The organism is Myxococcus sp. RHSTA-1-4 (assembly GCF_020037125.1).
Taxonomy (GTDB): domain Bacteria; phylum Myxococcota; class Myxococcia; order Myxococcales; family Myxococcaceae; genus Myxococcus.
Window position 1 is genome coordinate 513,396 of the sequence record NZ_JAIQDG010000001.1, and the last position, 24,836, is coordinate 538,231.

21 protein-coding genes are annotated in these 24,836 nt (G+C 70.6%); 2 read left to right on the forward strand and 19 right to left on the reverse strand.

All coding sequences use genetic code 11. The features are described 5' to 3' along the window. Nucleotides 1–235: 235 nt before the first annotated feature. The 8 genes from K8638_RS45085 to K8638_RS02160 form a co-directional block, all read right to left on the reverse strand. On the reverse strand, nt 236–478 hold the full coding sequence (locus tag K8638_RS45085) for an ABC-three component system middle component 6 (RefSeq protein ID WP_370643895.1): 243 nt from the start codon (nt 476–478) through the stop codon (nt 236–238). 6 nt (nt 479–484) lie between these two features. Further along, nucleotides 485–1,138, reverse strand: a complete 654-nt coding sequence (locus K8638_RS02130) for a hypothetical protein (protein ID WP_223752684.1) — start codon at nt 1,136–1,138, stop codon at nt 485–487. Nucleotides 1,139–1,673: 535 nt separating this feature from the next. Beyond that, nucleotides 1,674–2,273: a flavodoxin family protein gene (locus K8638_RS02135; protein WP_223752685.1), complete on the reverse strand. Its 600-nt coding sequence runs from the start codon at nt 2,271–2,273 to the stop codon at nt 1,674–1,676. A 110-nt stretch (nt 2,274–2,383) separates the two neighbouring features. After that, complete coding sequence (gene argE, locus K8638_RS02140; RefSeq protein ID WP_223752686.1) at nt 2,384–3,520, reverse strand: acetylornithine deacetylase; 1,137 nt, start codon at nt 3,518–3,520, stop codon at nt 2,384–2,386. 86 nt (nt 3,521–3,606) lie between these two features. After that, nucleotides 3,607–5,115 (reverse strand): hypothetical protein, encoded by a 1,509-nt coding sequence (locus K8638_RS02145; RefSeq protein WP_223752687.1) that lies wholly within the window; start codon nt 5,113–5,115, stop codon nt 3,607–3,609. 79 nt (nt 5,116–5,194) lie between these two features. Further along, nucleotides 5,195–6,583, reverse strand: a complete 1,389-nt coding sequence (hutF, locus tag K8638_RS02150) for a formimidoylglutamate deiminase (protein WP_223752688.1) — start codon at nt 6,581–6,583, stop codon at nt 5,195–5,197. A 46-nt stretch (nt 6,584–6,629) separates the two neighbouring features. Further along, entirely contained in the window at nt 6,630–8,099 is a 1,470-nt protein-coding gene (locus K8638_RS02155) for a hypothetical protein (RefSeq protein ID WP_223752689.1), read from the reverse strand. 72 nt (nt 8,100–8,171) lie between these two features. Then, complete coding sequence (locus tag K8638_RS02160; RefSeq protein ID WP_223752690.1) at nt 8,172–8,657, reverse strand: demethoxyubiquinone hydroxylase family protein; 486 nt, start codon at nt 8,655–8,657, stop codon at nt 8,172–8,174. A 171-nt stretch (nt 8,658–8,828) separates the two neighbouring features. Between K8638_RS02160 and K8638_RS02165 the strand changes: the two genes are divergently transcribed. Next, nucleotides 8,829–9,143 carry a hypothetical protein gene (locus K8638_RS02165; protein WP_223752691.1) on the forward strand — a complete coding sequence of 105 codons (315 nt, stop codon included), beginning with the start codon at nt 8,829–8,831 and terminating at the stop codon, nt 9,141–9,143. A gap of 60 nt (nt 9,144–9,203) precedes the next feature. Here K8638_RS02165 and K8638_RS02170 read toward each other — a convergent pair whose 3' ends face one another. The 7 genes from K8638_RS02170 to K8638_RS02200 all read right to left on the reverse strand — a co-directional run bounded on the left by K8638_RS02170 (nt 9,204) and on the right by K8638_RS02200 (nt 19,810). After that, nucleotides 9,204–9,527, reverse strand: a complete 324-nt coding sequence (locus K8638_RS02170) for a hypothetical protein (protein ID WP_223752692.1) — start codon at nt 9,525–9,527, stop codon at nt 9,204–9,206. Nucleotides 9,528–9,875: 348 nt separating this feature from the next. Continuing rightward, the gene (locus tag K8638_RS02175; RefSeq protein ID WP_223752693.1) at nt 9,876–10,289 is read right to left on the reverse strand and encodes a hypothetical protein; all 414 of its coding nucleotides are present in this window, start codon (nt 10,287–10,289) and stop codon (nt 9,876–9,878) included. Between the two features lie 74 nt (nt 10,290–10,363). Further along, a complete protein-coding gene (locus K8638_RS02180; RefSeq protein WP_223752694.1) occupies nt 10,364–14,095 on the reverse strand; it encodes a VCBS repeat-containing protein in 3,732 nt (1,243 codons plus the stop codon). A 35-nt stretch (nt 14,096–14,130) separates the two neighbouring features. Then, nucleotides 14,131–15,654 carry a hypothetical protein gene (locus K8638_RS02185; protein ID WP_223752695.1) on the reverse strand — a complete coding sequence of 508 codons (1,524 nt, stop codon included), beginning with the start codon at nt 15,652–15,654 and terminating at the stop codon, nt 14,131–14,133. 12 nt (nt 15,655–15,666) lie between these two features. Next, nucleotides 15,667–17,073, reverse strand: a complete 1,407-nt coding sequence (locus tag K8638_RS02190) for a DUF1501 domain-containing protein (RefSeq protein ID WP_223752696.1) — start codon at nt 17,071–17,073, stop codon at nt 15,667–15,669. A gap of 17 nt (nt 17,074–17,090) precedes the next feature. After that, nucleotides 17,091–17,783, reverse strand: coding sequence for a hypothetical protein (locus K8638_RS02195; protein WP_223752697.1), 693 nt, complete (start codon nt 17,781–17,783; stop codon nt 17,091–17,093). Continuing rightward, nucleotides 17,783–19,810: a DUF1585 domain-containing protein gene (locus K8638_RS02200; protein WP_223752698.1), complete on the reverse strand. Its 2,028-nt coding sequence runs from the start codon at nt 19,808–19,810 to the stop codon at nt 17,783–17,785. Before K8638_RS02200 ends, K8638_RS02195 begins: the two co-directional genes overlap by 1 nt. A 171-nt stretch (nt 19,811–19,981) precedes the next feature. Between K8638_RS02200 and K8638_RS02205 the strand changes: the two genes are divergently transcribed. Next, nucleotides 19,982–20,545 (forward strand): DUF420 domain-containing protein, encoded by a 564-nt coding sequence (locus K8638_RS02205; RefSeq protein ID WP_223752699.1) that lies wholly within the window; start codon nt 19,982–19,984, stop codon nt 20,543–20,545. Between the two features lie 9 nt (nt 20,546–20,554). On the opposite strand, the gene K8638_RS02210 is transcribed toward K8638_RS02205, so the two are convergent. From K8638_RS02210 to K8638_RS02220, 4 genes are read right to left on the reverse strand one after another with little or no spacing between them, the layout of a single operon-like run. Then, on the reverse strand, nt 20,555–21,751 hold the full coding sequence (locus tag K8638_RS02210; RefSeq protein WP_223752700.1) for a hybrid sensor histidine kinase/response regulator: 1,197 nt from the start codon (nt 21,749–21,751) through the stop codon (nt 20,555–20,557). Then, nucleotides 21,748–21,870, reverse strand: coding sequence for a hypothetical protein (locus K8638_RS44470; protein WP_255662323.1), 123 nt, complete (start codon nt 21,868–21,870; stop codon nt 21,748–21,750). The genes K8638_RS02210 and K8638_RS44470 overlap by 4 nt, the downstream gene beginning before the upstream one ends. Further along, nucleotides 21,870–24,140 carry an ATP-binding protein gene (locus K8638_RS02215; RefSeq protein ID WP_223752701.1) on the reverse strand — a complete coding sequence of 757 codons (2,271 nt, stop codon included), beginning with the start codon at nt 24,138–24,140 and terminating at the stop codon, nt 21,870–21,872. The genes K8638_RS44470 and K8638_RS02215 overlap by 1 nt, the downstream gene beginning before the upstream one ends. Then, nucleotides 24,121–24,729: a biliverdin-producing heme oxygenase gene (locus K8638_RS02220; protein ID WP_223752702.1), complete on the reverse strand. Its 609-nt coding sequence runs from the start codon at nt 24,727–24,729 to the stop codon at nt 24,121–24,123. Before K8638_RS02220 ends, K8638_RS02215 begins: the two co-directional genes overlap by 20 nt. Between the last annotated feature and the right edge of the window lie 107 nt (nt 24,730–24,836).

Consider the following 24,836-nt stretch of genomic DNA (forward strand, 5'->3'; position numbering starts at 1 on the left):
CCATCCTGCAAGAATTTATGCACTCGCTCATTTACAGTCCCAAACTCAGGATCTTTGTATAGGTCGTCCCCCGTCGACCCCAAGCAGTAGTCCACAGCACGCAACAGCGTGGTCTTTCCAACACTGTTCCCGGAATCAGTCGACCTAACAGAAGTCTGATCGACCACCAAGTTCAGCCCCATTCGAAACTGAACCTCTCGAATAAGCTTATCCCGACGACGAACACGAAGGCGCTCTAAAAACATCTCTCAATGTCTCCGTCGGATGTAGCCTTGACAACTCCAAGAAGAAACAACCAATCAGCCGCGAGTATACAATACTCAAGCGGAACGGACCGCACACTGCCCTCTTCGTTAAGACGCTTAAACAACCACTCTATTTCAATGCGCCCCGTTGGAGCCTCCCTTAGCGCATGGATGATGCGAGCACCAATATAATAGAGACTTCGCTCCGGATGCGATTCGAGCTCGACTAACATAAAAACCTAGGGAGACGGTCGCTCAAGAATCTTGCAGTTAATGAATGCATGACACGTAATTGCATTGGCAGGGAATTCCACATCCTCAACAAACATCCCCGGAACAGGGGAGTCTCGTATTTCGCTGCCAATTTCGCGCGAAACCAACTCCAAAATCTTATCTGAATTCTCCCTCACAATCTCCATCACCCCCGTCCCCCTCGGAGCAAGGCTCGCCAATTCAGTTCGCACCCGCACATACTTTGCGCGAATGTGACGGAGAATCTTTGACCTTGCCCCAGGACTCTGCTCATCGAGTGCATCGTACGCCGCATCGACTGCATAACCGTACGCCCCATAATCATCAATCCACGCCCTATATGCCTCCACAGAATTGTAACTCAGTTTCTGCTCAATGTCATAAGTGCGAAAATCATGTGGCGAAGGCTCAGGACTGGCATCAATCGCCATCGACAAGCGAACTGCAGCAGCGGCCATTTGCGATGGCAGCCTCACCAACGACTGTTCGGGCATTACCAACAGGTTGATGGTCTCGTTATGATTGACCGTCTTATTAACTACATCTCCGGCTGCCTGTTGATTGTTATCGCCGCGAATGCTCTGCTGCTGGTTATGATCGCCTCTGATGCCTTGCGAAGCGTCACTGATTCCTTTGAACATTCACACCTCCTCCCGACTGAAGGTTTCCAGTCCCGGAGATAGACTGAGTCCCTTGAAATGAAGAAGGGTTGCGTTGGCTGAGCAAACGAGCCACATCACTCTTAATCTTGAGCGCCAAAAGGAAAGAGCCCACGGAGGCGAGTCCAGAGATCGCTTGCACCCACTCGATTGATGTCCAGTTCATAACTGAAGAATCGACTTAACGACCTCACAGAGTCAAGGCCCGATGGCGCTCAAGGGCCGCCCACAGTGCGTGGTTCGAGGTGCGTAAGATTCCGAGTCTTTCAGCTCATATCTGATGTCTTCAGCACCCCTCCAGATGGGTGCCCCTCGACACCGTGCCGATGCAGAGCGATGGAGTCATCAACAGGATGCGCGAACCGCGTGAGCGCGCAGATTGGTAACGCAATGGGCATAGACTCACACTTTACAGCCCTACACAGGTGAACATCTGCAGTTACGCCCGAATCGCTTAGCTTCAGAGCATCAGCGATTCGCCCGTAGCAGAATCCCCTACGCCGTCTATCGGTCAGACTCAGGCCGCGCGGGTCACGGAATTGTCCACGGGCCGCAGGAAGAAGTCCCGGGCGGCCTCCAGGGCGCGCGTGTCCGAGAGCACGTGGCCCGGGGCCGTGCCGTGGCCGATGAGCGCCCCGCGCCAGTGCATGCCCGTGTAGTCCGCGGACCACTTCAGGCTCTGGATGGCGGGCTGGGTGACGACGTCGTCCTCGTCGGAGGCATGCGCGGTGACGAGGGACAACACCTTTCCCTCCAGCCGCTCGCGGAAGCGCAGCCCCGGCACGCGCTTCCACCAGGACCAGTGCTCCAGGAAGTGCTGCGCGGTGGAAGGCAGGGCGTACCAGTAGATGGGCGCGACGAAGACCAGCTCGTCCGCGGCGAGGGTCCGCTCGATGAGCGCGAGCATCTCCGGGCCCGGCTTCGGGTAGCCGCCCGGCGCGTGGCGCAAGTCACGGAAGGGCTCGCGCAGGTGCTCCTCCAGGCGCAGCCAGTCCACCACCGTGCCGGCGGGCAGCGACTGTGCCGCGTGGCGCGCGAGCTGCTCGGCGTTACCTCCCACGCGGGCGCTGGCCAGCAGGAAGAGAACGTTGCGGGGAGTCGAAGGCGAGGTGCTCATGTTGGGTCCACCCGGAAGGAGATGCGCCCTCTCTTAACAGCCCCCCGCGGCGGGCGCAGACGCCCGTTGCACCGGCGCCGCGCCCATCCCCCGGGTCCGGGGCCGCCGCCTCACCGCGCGCCGCAGAAGTGCGCCACGGCGCGCGACAGCACGGCCTCGCAGCGCACCAGGTCGTCCACGGGAACGTACTCCCCCGTCTGGTGCGCCACGCGGATGTCGCCGGGGCCGAACACCACCGCCTCGGCGCCCAGCTCCGTCATCTGCGGCGCCTCCGTGCCGAAGGACACCGTGGTGGGCGCGTTGCCGCTGGCCTCCGCCAGGAAGCGCACCACCTCCGCGTCCGCCTTCGTATTCACGCCCCGGTCCGTGCGGAGCACGCGGATGTGCGCCTCGTACGCCGGCTCGTCGCGCACCAGCTCCTGGCGGAGGGTCTCCAGCAGCTGTGGCACCCGCTCCGGCGGCTGACCGGGGATGGGGCGCCACTCCACGATGAAGCGGCACGCGCCGGGGATGATGTTCTTCGCCTTGCCGCCCTGGATGACGCCCACGTTCACCGTGGTGAAGGGCGGCTGGAAGCCCTCGTCGCGCTCGTCGCGCAGCACCGTGGTGGCCAGGTGCTCCAGGCGCTGGAGGAAGCGGCCCGCTCGGAAGATGGCCGACGCGCCCGACTCCGGATACGCGCTGTGCCCCTCCTTCCCCAGCACCTCCACCTCCGCCAGGCAGTAGCCCTTGTTGGCGCGCACCGGCGTCAGGCGCGTGGGCTCGCCGACAATCGCGTGCCGCGCGCGGCCCAGGCCCGCCTCCACCAGCTTCTTGGCGCCCACCAGGCCCACTTCCTCGTCCGCGGTGAGCACCACCATCAGCGGGGCCCGCACGCGCTCCGCCTTCAGGGCCGCGTGCAGCGCGCAGGCGATGAAGCCCTTGGTGTCACACGCGCCGCGCGCGTAGAGCTTCCCGTCCTTCTCCGTCAGCCGCAGCGCGTCCGTCCACGCCGGGTCATACGGCACGCAGTCGGTGTGGCCCACCAGCGCCAGCTCGGCGCGGCCGGAGCCGCCCTTCACCGCGACGAGGTTCACCTTCTCCACACCCGCGTCGTCGGTGTAGCGCTGGCGCTCGGCGGTGAAGCCCGCGGCCTCCAGCCTCGCCTGCGCGTAGTCGACCAGCGGGGCATTGGGACGGGCGGACGTGGTGTCCATCGCCACCAGCTCCGTCAGGGTGGCGCGCAGCGCGGGCAACGTGTCGCTCATGGGGACGACCTCCAGGGGCCGCGTCATGCCACCGCCGGGCACGCCGCGCCAGCCCCCTGGAGGCCCTTCCCGCGGGGCAGGCCCCCTCAGTGGACGGAAGCCACCGTGCGGCCCGACTCGCTCGGCGGGTGCACGGAGTTGTCATTCTCCCCCGGGCGCCCCAGCCCCTTGTGCACCGCGGGCGCCGACGCGTTCACCGGCCCCACGTAGAAGACACCGTGGAAGCCCTCATCATTCACCCCACCCCACGTGTGGACGAAGAAGCGGTCCCCGTTGTCCTTGCCCTTCGCCTCGCGCACGCCGCAGTCCAGCGTGTTCACCCGGCCCTTGCTGTCCACCGCGCAGATCCACGCCGAGCCGCTGTCGTACGCCATGTCCAGCGCCACCACGTCCTTGACGTGCTTGGACAGCAGCAGGCCCATGGGCTGGTACTTGCCGTCCCACGGCAGCCCCGCCTTCGTGCGCGGGTGGACGTTGCCGCTAATCACCAGGAAGAAGCGGTCGGGCGCGTGCTTCACGCGCGACATCACCGTGGCCGCCATCGCCTCCTCGCGGACCTGCCCCTGCAGCTTCGGGTGGTCGAAGACGAAGGCCTCCACGTCCAGCCCGCGAGCCCGGAGCTGCCGGAGCTGCTCCAGCATGTTCGCCATGGCCTCGCTGCTGCGCCCGTCCGGGTACGGGCTGCGCCAGAAGGGCGCGTCCATCAGCTTCAGCCAGTCCTCCTCCTTGCCCTCGCTGGTGAGGAAGGCCGCCATGCGCTCCTGGCTCTCCACCGGCAGCTCCAGGCCCACCGTCACGGGGATGCCGGCCACCACCGACTGACACGCGGCCTGCGCCACGAAGCGCGGCACCTCCTGCGTGCCGTGCAGCTCGCCCAGCAGCAGCACCCCACCCTTCTTCACCTGCTTGCCCAGGCCGACGATGGGCAGCCCGCACTCCATGGACACGGCGCTGGGGGCCGCCTTCGCCTCGGGCGCCCTGGCCACCACCTGCACGGGCTGGGGCGCGTTCTTCGCCAGCCGGGGCTCCACCGCGCGGAACACCCGCCACTCCATCGTCAGGTCGCGCGTCCCCTGCCCCGACTCCGCGAAGTAGGAGTTCTCCCCGCGCGGCGCGTCGAAGCGCGCCTCGAAGTCCTCGACGTCCAGGAACGGCTCTCCGTCCGTGTTGAAGGTGTTGCCATGATAGGTCGAGCCCCCCGAGCCATTCGTGCCGATGGTGCGAGTGACACCCCAGTCGATTTCCTTGCCGGCCTGGGACAGCGCCTTGTTGGCGCTCTTGGTGATGCGGATGACCCACAGCTTGCTCTGCGTGGGGGACTCGCGCTTGCCCAGCACCAGGTAGCGGTGCCAGTAGCCCGACACCTTCGAGCCGCCGAACTCCTCCCGCCACTCCGTCTGGAGCACCATGCTGCCCTTGTCCTCGCGGAAGGGCAGGTCGTTCTCCGTGAAGAACTGGCGCACCTCCGGCCAGACCTCCTCCAGGGGCCTGTCGTAGACGGCCTCCCGGTCCGGAATGTCCCAGGCCCCCTGCCGGGCCGCACAGCCCGCCAGGAAACACATCAACGTCACCACCGCGTAGACCTTCGAGCGCATCGGCCCTCCCACAAAGCAGCCCTGGGAGGAAACGAGGCGCCACCCGGCGGCATATCGAGCGGAACGAGAAAAAATCCGCTCAGGAATACAGCGTGCGAGAGAGCCCCTGGAAGGCGCGGCCGCTCTCCTCCGCCAGGGGGTGACGCCCGTCCCGCACCACCACGCGCCCGGCCACCGCCACCTCCCGCACCGCCCCCTTCTCCGAGCCGAGGACGATGGCGGCCAGCAGCGACTCGGGGCTGGCGCCGACGAGGGACGGGTGGTTCAGGTCCACCGTGAAGAAGTCCGCGGGCGCCCCCGGCTCCAGGCCCCCCGTGGACAGCCCCAGGCTGCGCGCGCCCTCCACCGTGGCCATCTCCAGCAGCCGCCCCGCCAGCCCGCTCATGTCGCCGCGCCCCGGGTCCAGCACCGCGCGCCGCAGCCGCGCCAGCCGCAGGTGGCCCTCGAGCTGGCGGGCCTCGTCCAGCAGGTCCACCGTGGCCTGGCTGTCCGAGCCCAGGCTGATGCGAGCCCCCGCGCGGACCAGCGCGTCCGCGGGGACGATGCCGTCGCCCAGGTTGCGCTCGGTGGACGGGCACGCGCATACCGTCGCCTTCGCCCCGCCCAGCAGCGACACCTCCGCGTCCGACAGGTGGACGCCGTGGACGGCGGTGAAGCCCGGCCCGAGCAGCCCCAGGTCCGCCAGCAGCGCCACCGGCCGCAGCCCGTGCTCGGCGAGGCAGGCCTCGATTTCCTTCGGCTGCTCCGCCACGTGCATGTGCACGGGCATGCTCCGCGCGGGGGAGCCGGCGAGCGCGGCCAGCCACTCCCGCGGCACCGCGCGCACGCTGTGCGGCGCCAGGCCCACGCTGACCGCCGCGTCGCCCCTCACCTCGCGGGCGAGCGACTCCGCCGAGGCGACGAAGGCGTCCACGTCCCTGTCGATGAAGCGGCGCTGGCGCGGGTTCTCCGGCACCTGGAAGCCGGCGCGCGCGTAGCCCACGCGCAGCAGGCAGATGCGCAGGCCCACGTCCCGCGCGGCGCGGATGACGGCGTGCGCCAGCGTGTTGCGGTCCGCGTACGGCGTGCCGTCCGGCTGGTGGTGCAGGTAGTGGAACTCGCCCACGGTGGTGATGCCGGCCAGGGCCATCTCCAGGAAGGCCTGCCGCGAGGCGGCGTACACGTCGTCCGGGCCCAGCGCCTCCGCGGCGCGGTACATGGCCTCGCGCCAGCTCCAGAAGTCGTCCGCTTCGCGGCCCGCCGCCACGTACTCCGTGCGCCCGCGAATGAGGCGCTGGAAGGCATGCGAGTGGCCGTTGACGAGCCCCGGCAGCAGGGCGCGCCCCGGCAGCCGGACGATGCGCGCTCCGGCGGGGATGGAGCCCTGTTGAAGGACCACTCCCTCCGCGCTCACGCCGAGGGAGTGCCCTTCGTGGAGCCGGCCCTTCACGTAGAGGAAGTCCGGCTGGTAGACGGTGATATCAGTCACGCCGGCAGCGTATGCCAGCGGACCGGAGGACGCAGCAGCGGCGGAGTCAGGGAACGGACGCGACTCTCGAGCCCTGCTCGGGCGCGGGGTGCACCGAGTTGTCGTCCGCCCCCGGCCGGCCCAGCCCCCTGTGCACCGCGGGCGCCGACGCGTTCACCGGGCCCACGTAGAAGACGCCGTTGTAGCCCGCCCTCACGCTGCTCCACTGGTGCATGAAGAAGCGGTCCCCGTTGTCCCGGCCCTTCGCGTCGCGGATGCCGCAGTCCAGCTTGTTGCGCACCCCCTTGCTGTCCACCGCGCAGATCCACGCCGAGCCGCTGTCATACGCCATGTCCAGCGCCACCACGCTGTCCAGCGCCCCCTTCAGCAGCAGGCCCATGGGCCGGTACTTCGCGTCCCACGGCAGCCCCTGCTCCGTGCGCGCGTGGATGTTGCCCGAGAGCACCACGTAGAAGCGCCCGGGCGCGGACTCCACCTGGTGCTTCACCGTGGCCGCCATCGCGTCCTCCCGAGCCTGCCCCTGCGCCTTCGGGTGGTCGAAGACGAAGGCCTCCACGTCCAGTCCGCGCGAGCGGAGCTGGCGCAGCTGCTCCAGCATGTTGGCCACCGCCTCGCTGCTGCGGCCATCCGGGTACGGGCTGCGCCAGAAGGGCGCCTCCATCAGCTTCAGCCAGTCGTCCTCGGTGCCCGCGCTCTCCAGGAAGGTGTCCACGCGCGTCTGGTTCTCCAGCGGCAGCTCCAGGCCCACCGTCACCGGGATGCCCGCCACCATCGCCTGGCACGCGGCCTGCGCCACGAAGCGCGGCACCTCCTGCGTCCCGTGCAGCTCCCCCAGCAGCAGCACCCCGCCCTTCTTCGCCTGCTTGCCCAGGCCGATGATGGGCAGCCCGCACTCCATGGACATGGCGCTCGGGGCCTCCTTCGCCTCCGGCGCCCTGGCCACCTGCACCGGCTTCGGCACGTTCTCCTCCCTGGCCAACCGGGGCGCCACCGCATTGAACACCCGCCACTCCATCACCAGGTCGCGCGAGCCCTGCCCGGACTCCACGTAGAAGGAGTTCTCCCCCTGCGGCTCGTCCAGGCGGTCCTCATAGTCCTCGGGACTGAGGCCCGGAGTATCCTCGGTCCCCCCCATCAGGTTCCTGTTGACGCCCCAGTCGATTTCCTTGCCCGCCAGGGAGAGCGTTTTGTTGGAGCTCTTGGTGATGCGGATGATCCACAGCTTGCTCTGGGTGGGGGACTCGCGCTTGCCCAGCACCATGTAACGGTGCCAGAAGCCCGAAATCTTCGAGCCGCCGAACTCCTGCCGCCAGTCGGTCTCCAGCACCATGCTGCCCTTGTCCTCGCGGAAGGGCAGGTTGTTCTCCGTGAAGAACTGGCGCACCTCCGGCCACATCTCCTCCAGGGGCCTGTCGTAGACGGCCTCCCGGTCGGGGATGTCCAGGTCCCCCATGCGGGCCGCGCAGCCCGTTACCATGCACGCCAGTACTACCGCCGCGTATGACCATGAACGCATTCGTCACCCCTCCGCGAGAGCAGGTCCCGGGTGCGAGAACGAAGGCTCGGTCCTGGCATATCGTGCGAAGCGTCAGGCCTGGACTTCGGACCCTTCGTGGGCGGCGGCGCGCTCGCGCTCCCAGGGACGGGTCCGGACGGCCTCACGGACCCACATGACGTGACGCCGCTCGTCCTCGCGGTGCTTCTCGATGAGGGTGCGCACCTCCGGGCGCCAGTCGAACCGGAGGGCCAGGTCGTAGGAGCGGTTGGTGTACTCCTCGTTGCCGAGCATCGCCACCAGCGCGGCCTCGGTGCCCATCAGGCTCGTCATCGCGGTCAGCCCCTTCATCGCGGCGCCCTTGAGGTCCGGGCGCAGCTCCACCGGCTGGCCTCCAAACTGGTGGATGAGGGTGTTGAGGTCCTGCACATGCCGCACGTGGTCGATGCGGAATTCGTTGAGCCGCTCACGAACCAGGGGCTCCTGGATGCGAGCGAGGGCGGCGTCGTACGCGCCCACCGCATCCGCGTCGAGCTGGGCCAGGCTGCGCAGCCGGGCGACTTCGGAGTTCTCGGCCATGGGGACCTCCTCTGACGGGGCCCGGCCAATGTGCGATGGCTCTTCCCGCCGGCCAACCCACCCTCCGGGAGCAACTCCCGCCCGGCCCGAGGGCAGGCAGGCAGGCCCCCGGGGGAGACCGGACGCGGCATGCGCACTTTTGACGCGCAACCCTTCCGCCGGAGGAACGACATGAAGAACGAGGACCTCGCCACCACCCGTTTCGAGAGCGCGACCAGGCACATCCCGTCCATCGGCCTGCTCGGGCTCGCGCTGGGCTCCGTGTTGGCCAGTGCGACGCTGATGGCGCTGGGCCGCAAGCAGGCGGCGCTCTTCGTGGGCCAGTGGGCTCCGACCGTGGTGGCGTTCGCCATCTACAACAAAATCGTGAAGACCTTCTCCGCGCCGTACGACGAGGAGCAGCGCGTGAAACACGGCGACCACGCCTCCGTCATCAAGTCCGCGGACGAGCTGCGCCGGCAGGAGAACCTGCGTCCGCTGAGCTGAAGTCCTCCCCCTCCCCTCTTCCTTCCGGAGGGGCGGGCGCCGCGCGGGAGAGCCGGGGCCTCACGCATGGGCGGGCTGGGCGGCCCCGGGGCCCCCGGCCCTCGAGCCCGACACCCCGCGCCGGCGCTCCGCTCGGCGGTGCTTGAAGACGATGAGGATGCCCAGGAAGGCACTCAGCAACAGCAGGGCGTTGGTCACCACGAAGACCCAGTTGCGGACCAGGAAGCTGTAGATGGTGAAGCCCGTGGAGGCCGTAATCTGCCCCACGAAGAGCCACTTGGACACGCCCTGGCTGGAGCCGGACTTCCACTGCTTGTGGACCTGCTTGCCGATGGTCAGCACCAGGACGAACGAGCTGAACCAGCCGATGGCTTCGGACCCCATGCACCCTCCGGGCAGAGACGATGCTCACGCGCGCGCCCGGGGGCAGCCGGCCTGCCCGCATCCCCTCCCGGCGGCCCCGGACGTGTGACATGCAATGCGCGACAGAGCCCCTACCCTTGAGAATGAGGGGTGTGCAGCAAGGCACAGACACGCGTCCCGAGCCCGGTCTCAGTGGGGCCCGGTTGGCTGGCGGCTCTCCGGACAGTGGGTGGGGGCCCGGGGCGCGTGCCTCTCATCCCTGCCTCCCAGCACGGGATTCGCCGGTGGCACGCTGGATGCCAGACGTTCAGGGGCCCTGCCGCTGGAGGAGCCGCGGCGCCCACGGGTGAAGCCAACGCGCGCTGAGCGTCAGCGGGAGCGCTCCGGATTCAAGGCGCGGTGCTGCGCAATCCACTCGCGGGCCTGCTCCGGCGAGTCCACGTACAACACGTCCAGCGGCTTCCCGCCGCTGAGGATGGAGCCCACCATCAGGCTCTTGGTGGACGCCTTCTGGTCCAGCCCCGCGCCGATGTAGACGATGCCGCGGAACCAGTCCGCCTTCGCGTGCTCCACGAGGTAGCGGCGCGACTCCGGGCTCAGGTGTGAGCCGGTGATTTCCGCCGCCAGGTAGAAGCGCCCGGCCTCGGACATCTCCCGGTAGACGCCGCAGGACCACTGCGACGTCTCCAGCGTGACGGCGCCCCGGAACCGCGCCCAGAGGATGTCCGGGAGCTCTACCCACGCCCGCTGCTCGCCGAACTCCCACTGTTTTTCCCGTGACATGGCACTCCTACGCTTGGAACGGAATGATGATAGGCCCGTTCCACCGCGGAGACCACCGAGTCACTCTCGCCCTGTTAGAAGCCGAGCGGCAGGGCGAAGGCCGTGCCGTTCTGCGTCCCGGTGCGGTAGCTGCGAGGCGCGCCGATGAGGAGCATGGGGAGCGAGCCTCCACTCCCGGACATCAGCGCCATGTCTTGTCCGAGAGCGCTGCGCTCCGTTCCATCTCCCACCACCATGAGGAATGGGGAAAGCGCGCCCTCCTGGCCGCGCCCCCCGGCATACAGGAAAACCGCGCCTCCGCCGTCCGAGGCCGCCGAGGCGCCCGGCGCGCCCACCAGCAGGTCCGGCACGCTGTCGCCCGTCAAATCCCGGCCGCCCGCCAGGGACGCGCCGAAGCTCACCGCGCGGGTGCGGTGGACCAGCGTCACCGGCTCCAGCCCATCACCGAGCGCGCCAATCACCAGCGGCTCTCCCGCCGTCTGCCGCTTCTGCATCTCCGCCAGCAGCTCGGCCTTGTCGAAGAGGAGCACCACCGGCTGCGTCACCCCGTTGAAGGGGAGGCTGGTGGCGCTGATGGCCACGAAGTCGCGCGTGTCGTTCAGGAACCGGCCGGCCCGGGCAATGGCCACGCCCAGGCCGAGGTTGCTCAGGTTCCGCTCGCTGTCCCCGGCCACCCGCAGCACGGTGCCCGTGGTGCGCCCGCCGCAGCGCGCGCCGCCCGTGTCGAAGCCGAAGAGGATGGCCACGCCGGAGCGGGTGCCCTCCGCGTAGCGCCACGCCACCTCGTCACAGCCGTCGCCGTTCAGGTCCTCCAGCGATGCGGGCACGGACGTCTGGATGTTCATCGACTCCCACGAGTAGGCGGGGTCGCAGCCCATGGTCAGCTTCGCCAGCGAGGCGTCCTCCGGCGCGCGGCCGAGGAACAGCTCGAAGCCGTCATCGCGCAGGACGCCGAGGTCCTCCTTCCCGTCGTTGTTGAAGTCGAAGCCGCCCACCAGCCCGCGGCCGATGACGGTGCGCTTGCACCGCGAGTCCGTCTCCGGCGTGCAGCCGGCAATCAGCGAGGGCGCCCACAGCCGGTACGCCGGCTTGAAGGTGCCGTCCGCCTGCCCCAGCGACACCAGCACGCCGCCCAGCGTCTGGTTGCCGCTGGTGACACACGCGGCGTTGACGCTGGCGTAGGTGTTGTTGAGCTCCGTGTTGGAGCTGGCCGTGCCCGTGCCCGGCACGTAGAAGGTCGTCGCCCCCACCGCCAGGTCCACCCGGCCGTCACCGTTGAAGTCCGTGAAGGCCACGTCCGCGCCCACGCCCCGTCCCGCGCGGCTGGGCGAAGGAGCGCCCTCCTCCACCACGCGGCCGGCGGCCGGCTGGGTGACGTCATACAGGTACGCGCGGCCAATGGAGAGCGCGTCGCCATCGTTGTTGCTTCCCATGCCGGACCAGCCCGGCGCGCCCACCGCCGTCACGGCGCGGCCCTGGGGCCCCAGGGCCACCGCCACCGTCTCGCCGTAGCGCTCCACGCTCGGCTTCGCCGGCACCATGACGCCCGTGCGCGTCCACTCCGCCAGAGACGCACCCGTGCGCTGGTAGAGCTCCACCCGTCCGGTGAAGGCCCCCTGCTCCGACGAGGCCCGGCCCGAGAAGGCCACCAGCGCCGTGCCCCCGGGCAGGTTCCACGCCGCCAGGCCCGCGCCCAGCGTGTCCGACTTCGCCGCCCCGTTCAGCGAGGCCAGCGGCTTGTTGATTTCGCTGCCCTTCGCCAGCGTCGCCAGCGGGTACACCAGCACCTTGCCAATCCAGCGCTGCGCGTTGTTGGGCGCCGTGCCCGACGCCCTCGGCGCGCCCAGCAGCAGCTCCGGCCCCGGCTGGCCGTCCACGTCCATCACCGCCCAGCTCCGGCCCGCGTTGATGAAGCCCGCGTCACCGTAGATGCGGGCGAAGGCCTGCTCCCGAGTCACCTGCGGGGGCGTGGCCGGCGGCTCGCCCGAGGGCTTCCGGTCGCTCAGGTCGAACAGCAGCGCGCCGCCCGAGTCGGTGCCGGACTGGACGCCCCCGCTGGAGCGCAGGTCCGGCGAGTTCAGCGCGTCCGCCACCGCCAGCAGCAGCGGCGGCCGCGAGCCCTCACCGGGAATGGCGCCCAGCCGCCACGTGCCCTCGGAGCTGTCCGCGAGGTTGGCGGGCAGCACGTACACGTCGGGCGAGGCGCGGAAGCGGGAGCCGTCCGCCCGCGCGAAGAAGACGGAGATGGCCACCTGCGAACCCGACACGCTGCCATCCGCCGCGTAGCGCGACACACGGCCGAGCGCCGCCAGGTCCACGCGGCCGTCCGCGTTGAAGTCCGCCGCCACCACCGCGCGCCCCAGGTCCGAGTTGCTGCGCGCCACCAGCGCGCCGTCCCGCGTCAGGTCCGAGCCGCCCAGCCGCATCGTCGGCAGGTCCGGCACCGGGCTGCTGGCCTCGGACAGGTAGATGTCCACCGTGCCGCGCCTGTTGATGGCCTGGGTGGGCGACAGGTCTCCGGCCGGCGCGCCCGCCACCAGGTCCAAGTCTCCATCCCCGTCGATGTCGACGATGGCCAGGCCCGCGCCGAACGCGGCCTCCCTCAAGAGGCCGGTGAGCTGCTGGCGCAGCGGGGCCGGCGTGCCGCCCTTGAAGGTGTAGAGGTACACCGCGCCCGCGTTGCTGACGGCCACGTCCGCGCCCGGCGAGGACACCACCAGCTCCGCGCGCCCGTCCCGGTCCAGGTCACCCGCCGCCAGCACGTCACCGAAGGCCGCGGTGTCCGTGCTGCCGGTGAGCACCCACGTGGGCTGCGCCGGCAGGCCGTCCGGGCCGCCCTTGAAGATGAAGACGGCGCCGCCGCTCGGCCGGGACAAATCACTCTCACGCTGGCCCACCGCCAGGTCCTGCGTCCCGTCTCCGTCGAAGTCGGCCGTCACCATGCTGGCCACGTCCGTGAGGCGGCCATGCGCCAGCACCGGGCGCGTCAGCTCGTCCAGCACGCGCACCGACACCTGCGCCATCTGCTTCGTGAAGGGGTCCGTCGCGCTCAGCACCGTCACCCCGGTGGCGCCCGGCTCCAGCGACAGGCGCCCGTCCGCCAGCGTTCCGGGGCCGGACACCTTGGTCCAGCTCACCCGGTCACTGCCGCCGCGCGTGGCCAGCGGCACCGAGGCGCCGGAGGGCACGGCGAGGAACGCCGGGTCGCCCGCCAGCCGCGTGCCCGCGCGGACCTGATACTCGAGCAGCGCCTCGTCGCCCGTCAGCGAGTCGCGCACGGTGACCAGGTCCACGCCGTCGCGCGAGCCGGCCGTGTAGACGCCCTCCGGCGTCAGCGTGGCCCCGGAGTCGCCCCGCGTCAGGGTGTACGTGGGCGAGCCCAGCAGCCCGTCCACGGCAATCTGGAAGGAGGTGCCCGGCGGCAGCTCGGCGCGCGCGGGCGCCACGTCGAAGGCGGCCACCACCGTCACGGTGGCGCGGGCGTCGCCGGGGCACTTCGCGTCCTCCACCACCAGCGTGTCGGTGGCCGGGGTGCGCCCCGCGACGAAGCGGTTGCCCACCACCTCTCCGGACGAGCCGCCCGGCTCCAGCAGGTAGCGGTAGTGGCCGCTGCCGCCGGAGGCCACCAGCGACACCGGGGCGGACACGCGCACGCGCGCGGGCTCGGCGGTGAGCGCCAGCGGGGGCAGGCCCGTGCACTGGTCCACCGTGGGGGGCAGCGGAACCACGCGCGCGGGCTCCAGCTCATCCGAGCAGGCCGCGGTGAGGAGCGCGAGGAGGGGGGCCGCGCGGGTCAGTCGAATCATGTCGGGTGCCTCGAAACGGAGTACGGCCAGGTGCTTCAGGGCCTCGCGCCGGACGCGGCCCAGCGCTGGATGCGGGTGATGAGCTGCGGGTCCATGGGCCCGTCGGCGGGCATGCGCTGGTCCCTCACGGCGGCGGTGATGAGCGCCGCGTTGGCCTTCCACAGCTCGTAGGTGTTGAGCGGCCGGCCCGGGGTGGTGGTGTGGCACTTCGCGCAGCGCGCCTCGTGGATGGGGCGGATGTCCGCCGCCCAGCTCAGCGGCTCCGTGTCGAGGGGCTGGTAGTCGAAGGGCACCGTGCGCGTCGCCTCGGTGCCGTCCTCGAAGCGGGCCACCACGGCCACCACATGACGCCCGGCGTCCAGGCCCGCGAAGGAGTACGCCTTGAGCGTGCCGTCCGCCTCCGCGCCGCCCAGGCTGTACTGGGGGCCGGTGGTGGGCACGTCCGTCCCGTCCACCTGGAAGAAGACGCTCTGGGGCGCGGTGCCCGGCGGAATCACCGCGCTCACCACCAGCCCGTCCTCCACCACCTGCATGCCCTGGTACAGCCCCTTCACGCGCGGCACCGGCGCGCGGCTCACCGCCACCGACTCACCACCGAGCTGCACCCACGCGCAGCCGCTCTCGTCCGCGGCGAGGAAGCGGAACTCGCGCGTGTCCAGGTCCGAGGCCACGCCCCACGTGTTCACGTCCGCGTCGTAGAGCAACAGCGCGTCGTCGGACTTCACCCAGAGGAAGCGGCCCGAGGCCAGCAGCTGCGTGGGCCGCGCGCCCAGGTCCACCTGGCGCCAGCCGTCCCGCGTCTGGCGCAGCAGCCGCTTGTTGGTGAGCAGCCACAGCTCGCCGGAGGTGCCCACCGCGGGGCCCAGGCCCGCCATCGACTCCACCACCTCGCCCGCGTCCAGCGGCGCGCTCGCCCCGCGCACCTGGTACGTGGTGGCGCTGGTGGCCACCGCCACGTTCAGCGTCCCCTCGCGCAGGAACCAGACGCCCGGCGCGCCATCCGCCGCCGGCGCCGCCGCCATCGCGGTGATGCCGACGAGGGGGCCACCGTTCACCTTCAGCGCGGCGAGCGTCCCCTCCTGCAGACGGTAGAGGCCGCTGGTGTGCGCCAGCCACACCGCGCCGTCCTCGGACTGCGCGGTGCCGATGACGCCCGTCCCCAGCGCGTCCCGCCACGGCGGGGCGATGACCCAGCCGGACTCCGCCAGGAAGAGGCCGTTCTCCGCCTCCACCAGCGCGCTGTGCGGCCCCAGCCGGAAGATGGCATTCACCCGGCCCGCGGCCACGGTGTTGCCCGGATGCGGCTCCAGCGCGCCCTTCGAGCCGTCCAGCCGCAGCCGGACGAGCCCTCCCGAGGCGCTGGCGAAGACACCACCGCCCGACTGGTCCGCGAAGCCCGGCGTGGAGGCCAGCTCCACGCTGGACGGGACCTCCGTGGGACGGAAGGCCGCGGGCTGCGGGCGGTCCAGCGGGAGCGAGTCCTCGCCGCACGCGCTGGACACCACGGCGGCGAGAAGCAGGGAGACGACGGAGGAGGCGGTCCTCGGATGCATGCTCATGCGGATGACGGCTCAGGCGAGGATGGGGCGCAGGGGGTCCACGCGGGTGATGCTGTAGTCGAGCCCCGCCGAGGCCAGCACCGTGGCGATGACGTGCTCGGGGAAGATGTTCTCACCGTTCGGGTCCGCCGCGCCGGTGCGCAGGTCGAACGTGCCCGGGGACATGCCGATGTCACCGCTCCTGCCGAAGACGTAGTTGTGCTTGATGCCCGCGCCGATGAGCAGGCACGAGTTGCACAGGTGGTGGTCCCGGCCTCCAGCGGCGTTGATGAGCGGCGTACGGGAGAACTCGGAGAACACCATGATGGTGGTGTGGTCGATGAACTTCCCGCCGGACGGGTGGTCGCTCTCGCGCAGGTCCGCCACCAGGTTGGCCAGCGCGTCGAAGCCGCGGCGCTGGTTGTTGGCGTGGGTGAGCTGGGTACCGAAGTGGGTGTCCAGGTTGCCCGTGAGGTTGATGGTGACGCACTGGGCGATGCCCTTCTTGAGCGCGGTGGCCACCAGCGCGGCGCGGCCCCGCTCACCGTCCACCGCGGCCTGGTTGTCCAGGCCGTAGCGCGCGCGGACGGCCGCCATCTCCGGGTTGGTGGTGCTCAGGAAGTTGAAGGCCTGGTCCAGCCCCTGGGACTGCACCAGCCGCATCTGCTCCTGGCTGTTGCCGTAGGTGGTACCCACGCCGCGCGCGCCGTATGCCGCCTCCTCGCAGGTAACCGGCTGCCCGCGGAAGTCGAGGAGCTGCTTCTCGATTTCGCTGTCCAGCTTGTCGTTGCTGGCCCTCAGCGTCAGGAGCAGGTCGTCGCGGCGGCTGACGCGCAGCGCGTTGGCGTAGCCCCCGTACCGGTCATTGTACGACTCGATGTTGTAGGCAATGGAGGCGATGGGCACGCGCGGCTTCATCTGCCCGACGATTTCGGTCGCCGTGGACGAGCCTCGCGCCGCGCTGCCGATGGGGAGCTTGCCCGTGAGGAAGTAGCGGTAGCCCACCTCGTGGCCCAGCGTGTTCATGTTGATGCCGCGGATGACGGTCATCAAATCGTAGTGGGCCGCCAGGCTGTCACCCACCGCGGGGCCGAACTCGATGTTGGAGCGGGGCTTGCCGGCCAGCTCCGCGGGGAGGATGGGCCGGTCGAGGAAGCGCGAGTCGTTGATGAGGTTGTAGCCCGGGAGGATTTTCGTCTCGGACGCGCGGTCGGCGGTGAACTCGGCCGGGTCCCTCGGGTCGAAGGCGAGGAGCTGGTCCCAGCCTCCGGCGAAGTAGACGAACACGAAGCAGCGGTCCGCGGGGGCCAGCTCCGCGGCCTGGGCGAAGGCGCGGAAGGGCAGCCCGCCCAGCAGGGTGGAGCCCATGAAGCCGGCGGCGGCCTTGAGGAAGGTGCGGCGCCCGGGGTTGGCAGTCTCGTCGTGGCGGTTCTTCTTCATCGCTGTCACTCCGAGCGTCAGTAGGTGATGAACCGCGAGTCGGTCAGCATGGCGATGCACACCACCGCCAGTGCCTGGTGCCGCGGCTTGGGGTTCGTGGTCACGGTCTCCACCCGGGCCGCGGCCTGGGTGAAGAGGTTCACCCACCTCGTCAGCTCGTCACCGGCCAGCGGCGAGCCCCAGAAGCGCGTGGAGTTGTAGACGAGGTACTCGCGCACCTGCGCGTCGGTCAGCTTGCGCAGGTCCCCCCACGTCCCGGGCAGGGTGCGGCTGAGCGTGCGCAGCGCCGGGTTGGTCTGCGCCACCTCGGCCTTCGCCTGCTCCAGGCACACGTAGCGCGCGCCGTCCTCCAGGAACTTGGCGAAGACGAGGTTGGGCTCGGTGTTCTCGCTGGCCACCAGCGCGTAGTCCGCGCGGCCCAGCGAGGTGGCGCGGGCGTCGATGCCGTCGCCACTGGGGGTGACCCAGCGGCGGCCCACCGCCTGGAAGATGGCGGCGTCGAGCTGGGACACGGTGAGGCGGCGCGGCTGGCGGCCCACGCTGCCGCCCTGGGCCTCCGGGTCCGGCAGGGGCTCGAAGTCACCGGGCTGGTGAGGGTTGGCGACGGGCTCGAGCTGACCGTCCAGCGGCGGAGGCGTGGCCTTCTCCTCCGACTTCATGCAGCCGGAGGCGAGCGCGAGCAGCGCGGCGGAAAGAACGAGGCGGCGCATCAGTCAATCCTCCGGTAGGCGTCCGTCATCACCACCCGCTCGATGAGCGCCTTGAGGCGGTGGCCGCTCTTCGCGAACTCCTGCGACAGCGGCGCCAGGTACATGCGCTGCTCCTCCGCCGTCATCGGCCGGCCGAGGAACTCGTTCCAGATGCGCTTCACCGTGCAGCGCTCCAGGTCGCCCGTCTGCAGCATGCGCTGGACGAGGAGCTGGGGGCCGGCCTCGATGTTCTGCTCCTCGTCCGGCGTGCGGTAGAGGTACGTCTTCAGCATGCCCAGGCTGCTGGCGCCGTCACCGTCGTACGCCTGCATGACGTACTGGCCGCACTCGCCGCCGCAGTTGGTGTCGCCGTTGAGGGCGCAGTCACGGCACTTGGGGTCGAAGCGGGGGAACTGCTCCGGGGACAGGAACTGGGCGCTGCGCTCGGCGTAGCGGCCCCAGTGCGCGCCGGTGGGCTCGATGGTGGCGTGGCAGTAGTTGCAGCCGCAGCGCACCGCGAGGTTGTTCTCCCGGTTGCACGAGTCCTCGGGCGCGGGCAGGGAGACATCCGCCGGCGGGGAGAACGTCTTGCAGAGGAAGGCCTCGTAGAAGTGGTTCACCCGCGCGCGCTGCGTGGGGAAGCGGTAGAGGAAGGCGGGCGTGGTGAGCACACCGGCGTGCTCCCCGTCGCGCGTGTACTCCTCCCACCTGCCGTTCTCCTCGTAGGGCACCGCGGGCACCGCCTCCATGGCCGAGGGGGTGGTCACGTTGAAGATGCCCACGCCCTGCCGGTTCCGGTAGAACTCGGACAGGGTGCCATTCACGTAGGAGCGGCGCGTGGTGAGGATGTTGAAGTAGGGCTCGTCCCGCTTCACCACCGACTCGGCGATGCGCAGCGGCTCCTCGTTGAAGGCGGCCACGCGCAGCTCATGCACGCCGCGGACGCCCTGCGCGGAGATGGCGTTGACCTCGCAGCGGCGGAAGCGGTCGCCACAGCCACAGCTCCGGTCCCCGGTGAAGCGGCCCGTCTCGCAGGACGCCAGGGTCCACGGGTTGTGGGTGCGGTTCTGCGCCTCAATCGCGCACACCTTGACGGGGTTGGGCGTGGTGGCCGTGGCCCAGAAGGGCTGGGTCTGCGCCATGACGTAGCCCTCGCGCTGGAGGCAGCCGCGCGTGGGCAGGTAGTCGCCCTTGACGCCATTGCGCCAGTCGGGGTCCAGCGTGCAGCGCTTCAGCTCGGTGAGGGTCGGCCGGGAGGCGGGGTTGGGGTGCTTGAAGGCCACGAGGCGGCCGTTGGCATCCAGCTCCTCCACCGTCAGCGCGGCCGTGGCCGTCCTGCCCGGGTCCGGCACGCAGATGAACGGCTCCCTGGCCGCCCCGCGCACGTCGCAGAAGAAGAGGTACTTGCCCCAGGCGGTGCTCGTCTTCAGCGCCTCGCACGTGGACACCGCGTTGGCGCCCGCCGTGAAGGTGGCCAGCGGCGTGCAGCGGTGGAGGTTGGTGTCATAGTCGAACGTGACGGGCATGGGGACGCCGTGGTCGTCCCGGCACTTCGTCACCCGCGTCCGGAGGGGCTCCGCGTGGCTGTCCGGCTGCGACGCGGTGAGGCAGGCGTCCTGCTCGATGGTGGCGTCGCAGGTGACGTTGTTGGCGCCGCGCAGCGCGCTGGCGGAGTTGCCGCTCAGCACGAGGGCGCTGTCAGCGGCGCCCGTGCCGCTCATCCGCGAGTTGCCGTTGTCGAAGACGCTGGCGGAGATGTTGGAGCGCAGCAGCGCCCGGTGGTACGCGCGGATGCGGGCGTAGAACTCGTCCTTCTCCATCAGCGCGCGGATGTCCTCCGCGCCAATGGAGCCCTTGGCCTGGATGGCCAGATACTCCTCATGGGTGGGCGGACGCCCGAGCAGGTCCAACGAGAGCTGACGGAGGTGACGCTCCAGGGGCACCTTCGCCACTGGCGCGCAGACGGCCGCTTCGTCCTGAGCGGCTGCTGGCTGAGCCAGGAGGAAGGCGGCGCCGGCCAGGGCGGCAAGGCAACGCACACGGTCCAAGGGGACCTCCGAGAGGGGGGGTCGGGGGTGACTGTTTCTGAGTATGCTGGATTTTCTGGTTGAATATCAAACGATGGCGCAACGATTGCTACTCCGACATGTGGGGTCGGGTCGCTGGTGCAAGGGGGTGGCGGTTGCAACGGGGGGCGTGCCGGGAGAGATAGGAGGGTCATGTCGAACGCCGCTCCCGCCCCGCTGCCGGCCCGGGTGAATGACCGGGCCTTCTACGTGTTCACCGCCGTGGTCTCCGCCGCCGCGCTGGCCTTCCTCGCGTGGATTCTGCTGGTGAGACGCGGAGGCCCGGTGGAGGGGGTGGACCTGCGCTTCCTGCCGGCGGTCAACGCGGGCCTCAACGCGACGGCGGCGGCGCTGCTCATCGCGGGGTGGGTGGCGGTGAAGCGCGGGGCGCGGCGGGCGCACCAGTACCTGATGGTGGCGGCCTTCGCGGCGTCGGCGCTCTTCCTGGTGTGCTACCTGGCCTACCACTTCGTGCACGGGGACACGCGCTACGTGGGTGACTGGCGCGGACTGTACCTGAGCATCCTGGCCAGCCACGTGCTGCTGTCCATGTCGGTGGTGCCGCTGGCGCTGGTGGCCTTCTACTTCGCGTGGAGGAAGGAGTTCACCCGGCACCGCAAGGTGACGCGGTGGCTGGCGCCCATCTGGGTATACGTGTCGGTGACGGGCGTGGTCATCTTCTTCATGCTCCGCGGCAGCATGCCGGCGGTGCCGTAGGGCCCGCGCTCACGGCGTGGGCGAGACAGGGGGAGCGCCGGACACGGAGCCCCTGGACTCCAGCTCCGGCAGGCCGCGCGGCAGGCGCACGATGAAGGTGCTGCCGCGGCCCTCCTGGCTCTCCACGTGGATGGTGCCTCCGTGCAGCTCCACCAGGCGGCGCGCGCTGGCCAGCCCCACGCCGCTGCCGGAGACGTCCGGGGACACGTTGCTCCCGCGGTGGAAGCGCTCGAAGACGAGGGGCAGGTCCCCGGCGGGGATGCCCACGCCCTCGTCCGACACCTCCAGCCGCACCTGGTCCACGGGACTGGCGGGCTCCACGGCCAGCATCACCGTGACGGTGGTGCCCGGGGCGCTGTACTTCACCGCGTTGCCCAGCAGGTTCTCCAGCACGCGCTCCAGGGCCTGGGCGTCCCAGTCCCCGGTGAAGTCACCGCCCTCGGCGTGCAGGACGAAGCGGTGCCGGGCGGAGGCCTCCATCGCGTGCACCTTGGAGTCCACCAGGGCGCGCAAATCCAACCGTTCGCGGCGCAGCGGCTGCATCTCGCTCCGCGTCACCTCCAGGAAGTGGTCGATGAGCTCGCTCATGCGGTGCGCGGCGCGGACGATGTGCTCCAGCCGCGACTCCTGCGCGGTGGTGAGGGTGCCCTGGGGGAGCTGGCGGCGCAGCAACTGGGCGTTGAGGGCCATGATTTGCAGCGGCCCCTTGAGGTCGTGCGTGGCCATGGCGAACAGCTCGTCGCGCACCGCCAGCGCCTCGACGGCGGCGCGCTCGGCCCGCTCGGCCCGCTCCCGGCGCGACTCCAGCTCGCGCGTCATGCGCACCGTGTCCACCGCGGCCAGCAGGCTGCGGCGCAGCCGGCCCGCGCTGTAGCTCTCCTTGACGAGATAGTCCTGGGCGCCCGCCTTCATCGCGTCCACCGCCACGCGCTCGTTGCCGCTGCCGGTGAGCATCACCACCGCGGGGACCGCGCCGGGGATGCGCGACTGGAGCTCGCGCAGCAACCCGAGCCCCGTCATGCCGGGCAGGTGGTAGTCCACCAGGACGACGTCCGGCGGCGCGGCGATGATGCGCGGCAGGGCCTCCTCCGCCGACGTGGCGGTGTCCAGCACCCAGCGCGACTCCTCGTCACGCTCCAGGGCGCGGCGCACGGCGAGCCGGTCCGCCGGGCTGTCGTCGACCATCAGCACGCGCAGGCCACTCATGACGGCGGCCCTCCGGTGCCGGGCCGCCGGGCCGCGGTGAGCCAGGAGGCCTGGAGCGCCCGCGCGGCGGCATCCGCGCCGCTGGCCTCCACCCGCAGCAGGGGGCGCTGCTCGCTCATCACGGTCCCCGCCCCAGCGTGAAGTAGAAGGTGGAGCCCTGCCCCGGCGCGGAGTCCACCCACAGGTCGCCGCCGTGCAGCCGCACCAGCCGGCGGGCAATCGCGAGCCCCGCGCCGGAGCCCCCGCCATAGGCCTGCGCGGGGTGCAGCCGCCGGAACATCTCGAAGATGGCCTCCTGGAATTGCGAAGGGATGCCAATGCCGGGGTCTCTCACGAAGAAAACGTAGGGCGCTCCCGGACGGTCCGCCGCCCCCGGGCGCGGCTCCCCCGGCCCGAAGTAGCCGAGCTCCACCCAGTGCGGCTCGGCTGCCTGGTACTTGGCCGCGTTGGAGAGGAGGTTCAACCAGACCTGGCGGATGCGCACGGCGTCACAGGCGACACGGGGCAGACGGCGGGGCAGGCGCACCTCGACACGCCCCTCCTCCAGCCGCGCGGAAAGGGTGGCGAGCACCTCCTCCACCACCTCCTGCATGTCCTCCTCCCGCCAGGCCAGCTCCAGGCGGCCCAGGCGGCTGAACTCGAAGAGGTCGTCCAGCATCCCCTGGGCGCGCCGGGCGAGCCACACCACGGACTGGAGGTGCTCGCGGCCCTCGGCGTCGAGCGAGCCGCCGTGGTCCTCCAGGAAGAAGGAGGTGTACTGCTGGATGCCGCGCAGCGGCTCCTTGAGGTCGTGCGCCACGGTGACGCTGAAGGACTCCAGCTCCGCGTTGGAGCGGGACAGGGCGCGCGACAGGCGGGACAGCTCCGCCGCCTGGCGCAGCACCACGCCCGCCAGCGCGCCCCGGAAGGACTCCGCCGCCTCCACGTCCGCGGCCGTCCAGGGCGCGCTCGCGCCGCGCACCTGCTCGCGCCACGCGTCGAAGGAGCCGCGAGGGTGCAACCGCGCGTGGCCCGGCTCCGGCCACGCCGGCTGGTGCGGGTTGCCCGCCCACGTCACGGTGCGCTCCACCTCAGGGCGGAACCAGAGGACGAAGCGCGGGGCCTCGGGAGCCAACCGCACCGCCAGCAGGCCCGCGGCCACGTCCGTGCTCGCGGCAAGCCGGGGGAAGCTCGCGCCCAGGCGCTCCGTCCGGAAGGTGGCGCCCATGCCAGACTCCGTGGCGAGCCACGCGGCCAGGGCCCGCACCTCGCCCTCGCCGGGCGTCTTCCCGGCGAGGAGGGGCGCCTCGTCCGCCCCGGCGTCGAGGGAATCCCCCAGCAGCAGCGCCGCGCCGGTGGCTCCGGTGAGTTCCAGCAGCAGCTCTTGGTGGGCCTCGAGCGCCACGGCGAGCGTGGGTCCTTCGCCCAGGCGGGTGACGAGCCGGCCCTGGAGGCCAGCGCGGCGGGCGCGCGCGGTGGCCTCGGCACCGCGCTCCTCGGCGGCGAGTTGAAGGGACAACAACCGCGCGAGCACCTCGCAGGCCTGGCGCCGCGCGGCGGACACGTGGCGCGGCGAGAGGTGGTGGCAGGCGATGAGGCCCCACAGCACGCCGTCCTTCAGGAGTGACACGGAGAAGGAGGCGCCCACGCCCATGTTGCGCAGGTATTCGAGGTGCACCTCGGACACGCTGCGCAGGGCGGCGCAGGACAGGTCCAGCGGGCGGTCCGAGCCCGGCAACACGGGAGGCACCAGCGCCACGGGCCGGGCGCCCACGTCCGCGATGAGGCGCAGCGGGTTGCGCGTGTAGAGGGCCCGGGCCTGGACGGGGATGTCGCTGGCCGGGAAGTGCATGCCCAGGAAACCGTCCACGCCCTCTGCGCGGCTCTCGGCCACCACCTCGCCGTGCCAGTCCGCGTGGAAGCGGTACACCATGACGCGGTCGAAGCCGGTGAGCGCTCGCACCGCGTCCGCGGTGGACTGGAGGAGCGAGGACGTCCCCCGGGCCCCGGACAGGGGCGACACCAGCCGGTGCACGGCGGCGAGGGCGTCCTCCTCGGCGCTCGTGTCGTCACCGGCGAGGGGCTCCAGCTCCAGCACGGACAGGCCGTCACTGTCATGCAGCAGCGCGGAGCAGGCGAGGCCGCCCACCGTGACTCGCACGGGCCCGGCGGCGGTGCCGGCACGCACGCGGCGCAGGCCCGGCGCGTCCAGCACCCGGGTGATGGGCTGGTCCAGCAGCGCCTGGGGTGGCAGGCCTGGCAGCGACTCCGTGTTGGCGCTCACCACCGTCACGGCGAGGTCCGGCTCGCGGAAGGCCAGCAGCACGCCGTGCGGCTGGACGCCGCCGAGCAGGTGGATGGGCTCCCGGTCACACTGGCTGAGGTCGAGCTCAGTCGCGGGGGGACGCATTCGCCGTCTCCCGCAGCAGCCAGGCCCCGAAGGCATCGAAGGTGTCCCGCGCGCCCTTCACCACGCGCGCGTCGAAGTCGCCGGAGGCAGCCTCGGCCGCGGCCTGGGTGAGGGCCTGGCCGAAGGCGCGCCACATGGGACCCACCTCCTCGCCGTAGGCGCTGAAGAAGGCGAACGGGCCCACGGGCAGGTCCGCGAAGCGGCTGCGCAGGTGGCGGAGGATGAGCTGGCCTCCAAGGGTAGAGCCCTCCAGTACGTAGAAGCAGCCCAGCGCCTCGGGCACGCCGGACAGCGATGGGAGCAGAGAGCAGCGGGACAGCCGCGCGAGCGAGGCCTCGTCGTGGCCGAGCGCCCGCAGGTCCGCCTCCAGCAGGGGCACCTTCCAGCGCTCGTGCGCGCGGAGGGCGGGCACGGACTCGGCCAGCCGGGTGGAGAGCTCCGCCTCCAACGGGACGTAGAAGCCGTGGAGGGCTTCGAGGTGGCGCCGGTAGCCGGCGGGCGTCAGGTTCGAGTCCATCAGCCGGACCGCGGCCTCGGTGCGCTCGTGATGGGAGCGCGTCTCGGTCTTCAATCGCCGCAACAGGGACAAAGTGGTTGGAAGATGCCCCCGGCCCCTCAGGGTGGGAACCCGGCTCTCTCCGCGAGTGTCCACCCGTCCACCCCTCTCCTGCCCTGGGGCCCTCCGTGTTCACTGGC

Excerpts from the sequence above, each read along its gene's own strand:
- K8638_RS02180 (WP_223752694.1), bottom strand. The coding sequence starts at position 14,095 with ATGATTCGACTGACCCGCGCGGCCCCCCTCCTCGCGCTCCTCACCGCG.
- K8638_RS02145 (WP_223752687.1), bottom strand. The coding sequence starts at position 5,115 with ATGCGCTCGAAGGTCTACGCGGTGGTGACGTTGATGTGTTTCCTGGCG.
- K8638_RS02135 (WP_223752685.1), bottom strand. The coding sequence starts at position 2,273 with ATGAGCACCTCGCCTTCGACTCCCCGCAACGTTCTCTTCCTGCTGGCC.
- K8638_RS02165 (WP_223752691.1), top strand. The coding sequence starts at position 8,829 with ATGAAGAACGAGGACCTCGCCACCACCCGTTTCGAGAGCGCGACCAGG.
- K8638_RS02210 (WP_223752700.1), bottom strand. The coding sequence starts at position 21,751 with ATGAGTGGCCTGCGCGTGCTGATGGTCGACGACAGCCCGGCGGACCGG.
- K8638_RS02190 (WP_223752696.1), bottom strand. The coding sequence starts at position 17,073 with ATGAAGAAGAACCGCCACGACGAGACTGCCAACCCCGGGCGCCGCACC.
- K8638_RS02185 (WP_223752695.1), bottom strand. The coding sequence starts at position 15,654 with ATGAGCATGCATCCGAGGACCGCCTCCTCCGTCGTCTCCCTGCTTCTC.
- K8638_RS45085 (WP_370643895.1), bottom strand. The coding sequence starts at position 478 with ATGTTAGTCGAGCTCGAATCGCATCCGGAGCGAAGTCTCTATTATATT.
- K8638_RS02175 (WP_223752693.1), bottom strand. The coding sequence starts at position 10,289 with ATGTCACGGGAAAAACAGTGGGAGTTCGGCGAGCAGCGGGCGTGGGTA.
- K8638_RS02160 (WP_223752690.1), bottom strand. The coding sequence starts at position 8,657 with ATGGCCGAGAACTCCGAAGTCGCCCGGCTGCGCAGCCTGGCCCAGCTC.
- K8638_RS44470 (WP_255662323.1), bottom strand. The coding sequence starts at position 21,870 with ATGAGCGAGCAGCGCCCCCTGCTGCGGGTGGAGGCCAGCGGCGCGGAT.
- K8638_RS02170 (WP_223752692.1), bottom strand. The coding sequence starts at position 9,527 with ATGGGGTCCGAAGCCATCGGCTGGTTCAGCTCGTTCGTCCTGGTGCTG.
- K8638_RS02195 (WP_223752697.1), bottom strand. The coding sequence starts at position 17,783 with ATGCGCCGCCTCGTTCTTTCCGCCGCGCTGCTCGCGCTCGCCTCCGGC.
- K8638_RS02155 (WP_223752689.1), bottom strand. The coding sequence starts at position 8,099 with ATGCGTTCATGGTCATACGCGGCGGTAGTACTGGCGTGCATGGTAACG.
- argE (WP_223752686.1), bottom strand. The coding sequence starts at position 3,520 with ATGAGCGACACGTTGCCCGCGCTGCGCGCCACCCTGACGGAGCTGGTG.
- K8638_RS02130 (WP_223752684.1), bottom strand. The coding sequence starts at position 1,138 with ATGTTCAAAGGAATCAGTGACGCTTCGCAAGGCATCAGAGGCGATCAT.
- K8638_RS02215 (WP_223752701.1), bottom strand. The coding sequence starts at position 24,140 with ATGCGTCCCCCCGCGACTGAGCTCGACCTCAGCCAGTGTGACCGGGAG.
- K8638_RS02205 (WP_223752699.1), top strand. The coding sequence starts at position 19,982 with ATGTCGAACGCCGCTCCCGCCCCGCTGCCGGCCCGGGTGAATGACCGG.